At 69.8% G+C, this 2,827-nt stretch carries 2 protein-coding genes; one reads left to right on the forward strand and one right to left on the reverse strand.

The window, feature by feature from the left end:
- Positions 1 to 33: 33 nt before the first annotated feature.
- Positions 34 to 1,308: an ABC transporter substrate-binding protein gene (locus tag AC1DY2_RS18230; RefSeq protein ID WP_476763696.1), complete on the reverse strand. Its 1,275-nt coding sequence runs from the start codon at positions 1,306 to 1,308 to the stop codon at positions 34 to 36.
- 252 nt (positions 1,309 to 1,560) lie between these two features.
- Here AC1DY2_RS18230 and AC1DY2_RS18235 point away from each other — a divergent pair.
- On the forward strand, positions 1,561 to 2,827 hold a 1,267-nt coding region (locus tag AC1DY2_RS18235; protein ID WP_476763697.1), incomplete at its 3' end, for an MFS transporter.

Genomic DNA, 2,827 nt, shown 5'->3' on the forward strand with positions numbered 1-2,827 from the left:
GCGGTGCGCTGCGCGATCAGGTCGGTCATGGCGCTACTCCGACTCCGCGTCGAGAGCGGCCTGCATCTGCTCGGCGAGTTGCGCGAGCCCGTCCTCGGGGGTCAGTGTGCCCGCCCAGACCTGCGAGAGGATCTCGCTCTCGATCGCGTTCCACGCGGCGGTGTTCTTGGACACCGGGTACGGCACGGCGGTCTCGAGCGCGTCGATGTAGACGTGCAGGTCGTACTGCGGCAGCGCGTCGACCCAGGCCTGCTGGGTGCCGTTGAACGCCGGGATCACGGTGCCGGTCTCCGCCTGGATCTTCGCGGCCTGTTCTCCGCTCGCGAACGCGGCGAACTCCTTGGCGATCTCGAGCTGGTCGCTCTTCGCGTTGGCGACGTTGCCGATGCCGTGGATGACGCTCTGGTTGCCCTCCGGCCCGGCGGCGAGCGGCGCGACGTTCACCTTCTCGGCGATGTCGGGGTTCTCGGCGTAGGCGACGGCCGCCCACGAGCCGTTCTGGAACATGGCCGCCTTGCCCGAGAGGAAGAAGTCCTCGGGGCTCGTGTCGGTCATCTGCTGCGCGGACGGCGACGAGCCGGCGTCGATGAGGTCGGTCCAGAGGGTGATGCCCTCGAGCGCCTCGGGGCTGCCGTAGCCGGTCTCGGTGCCGTCGGCGCTGACGACCTCGCCGCCCGCCTGGGCGATCGAGTCGTAGAAGTTCTCCTGGCCGTACTGGGTGGCGGTGATGCCGTACACCCCCGCGGCCGGGTCGGTGAGCTCGGCGGCGGCGGCCTTCAGGTCGTCCCAGGTCCAGTCGGCGCTCGGGTACTCGACGTCGGCGGCGTCGAAGAGTTCGGTGTTGTACCAGAGCGCGACGGTGTCGAAGTCCTTCGGTGCGCCGTAGAGGGAGCCGTCGTAGGTGTAGAGGTCGATGAGCCCCTGCGGGTAGTCGGATGCCTCGATGCCCTCGTCGTCGAGCGGCGCGAGTACGCCGTTCGAGGCGTAGAGCTGGAAGTTGGGGCCGTTCATCCAGAACACGTCGGGGCCGGCGCCGCCCGACACCGCGGTCTGGAGCTTCGTGAAGTACTCCTTGTAGGGCGTGAGCTGGATGTCGACGGTGACGTTCGGGTGCTCCTTCGTGAACGCCGCGGCGATCTCCTCCATCGCGGGCTGCTGGTTCTGGTCCCAGATGGCGTAGTCGATCGTGACGTCGCCGCCGTCATCGCCGGCGGCGCTGCCTGACGCGCAGGCGCTGAATGCGAGCAGGGCGGCGGCCGATGCGGCCAGGGCCGCGACGGTGCGGCCCGGTCTGGTGGATCGGAGCATGCGTTTCTCCTTCGAAGGGTGTCTGTCGGGGTCTGCGAGGGGGCCACGGCCCCGAGCGGAGGACGATTGTTAATCGTTTAGCACGAGAAGATAACCCGCGGCCGACGTGCTGCGCAAGCGTCGCTCGCCGCCGATTTCCCGGCGCACCGGGCAGCGGTTGCGATCATCCCGCGTGATCGATATGGTTCTCAGATCGGCGGTATCGAATCGATTCGACCCCGTCGCCGAGCCGCACACGACGAAGCAGAGCAGATGACCGGAACCCCGCGTGAGAGCGTGACCACCGACCGCACGCGCCGCGAACTGATCGCCTGGCGCAACGCGATCTTCACGATCTTCTTCCTCTCGGGGCTGAGCCTCGCGAGCTGGGTCGCCAGACTTCCCGCGATCCGAGACGACGTCGGCCTCAGCACGCAGGGCGTGGGGTTCGTCATCCTCGCCGGCTCCGCGGCATCCGTCATCGGCCTCATCGTGGCGCCGTGGCTGATGGCGCGGTTCGGCACGCGCCTCGGCATGGCCGGGGTGCTCGTGATCGTCGCCGTCGGTCTGATCCTCGTCGGGATCGGCGGCTCGATCCTGCCCTCCGTGCCCCTCGTCATGATCGGCCTGGCGCTGTTCGGGTTCGGCAACGGCACGGTCGACGTGATGATGAACGTCGAAGGCGCAGAGGTGGAGCGCGAGATCGGCCGCACGCTGATGCCCCTCATGCACGCGTTCTTCAGCTTCGGCACCGTCGCCGGAGCCGGCGTCGCGGTCGTGGCATCCGCGCTCGGCATCCCGGTCGCCTTCCACCTCGCCGTCATGGCCGTGCTCGTGACGGGAGCCGTGATCATCGCGGTGCGCTTCGTGCCGGTGCGCGAGGAGCTCGGCGACGACCCGCACACCGACGCGCCGCGTCCTCCGTGGCGCCGACGGCTGCGCGAGAGCCTCGTGGTCTGGGGCGACGTGCGGCTGCTCCTCATCGGCGTGGTCATGCTCGGCATGTCATTCGCCGAGGGCGGGGCGAACGACTGGCTCGCCCTCGCGGTCGTCGACGGGCACGGCTTCGACGCCACCGTCGGTGCGGCGATCTTCACCGTCTTCACGGTCTCCATGACCGCCGCACGCGTGCTCGGCGGGCCCGTGCTCGACCGGTTCGGCCGCGTCCCGATCCTCCAGGTGCTCGCCGCCATCGGCGTCGTCGGCCTCGCCCTGTTCATCTACGGCGACGAGCCGTGGATGCTCATCATCGGCACCGTGCTCTGGGGCGTCGGCTGCTCGCTCGGGTTCCCCGTGGGCATGTCCGCCGCGGCCGACGTGTCCGACCGCCGCCTCGCGGCCTCGCGGGTGAGCGCCGTCGCGATCATCGGCTACTGCGCATTCCTCGCCGGCCCGCCGTTCCTCGGGTTCATCGGCGAGCACTTCGGCATCCTGAACGCGCTGCTCGTCATCCTCGGCCTCATGGTGATGGCCGGTCTGGCGGCGCCCGCCGCCCGCGAGCAGACCGGTCCGCGGGCGCGGCCCAAGGCGCCCGCAGCGC

Source organism: Agromyces sp. P1_H4 (assembly GCF_056405255.1).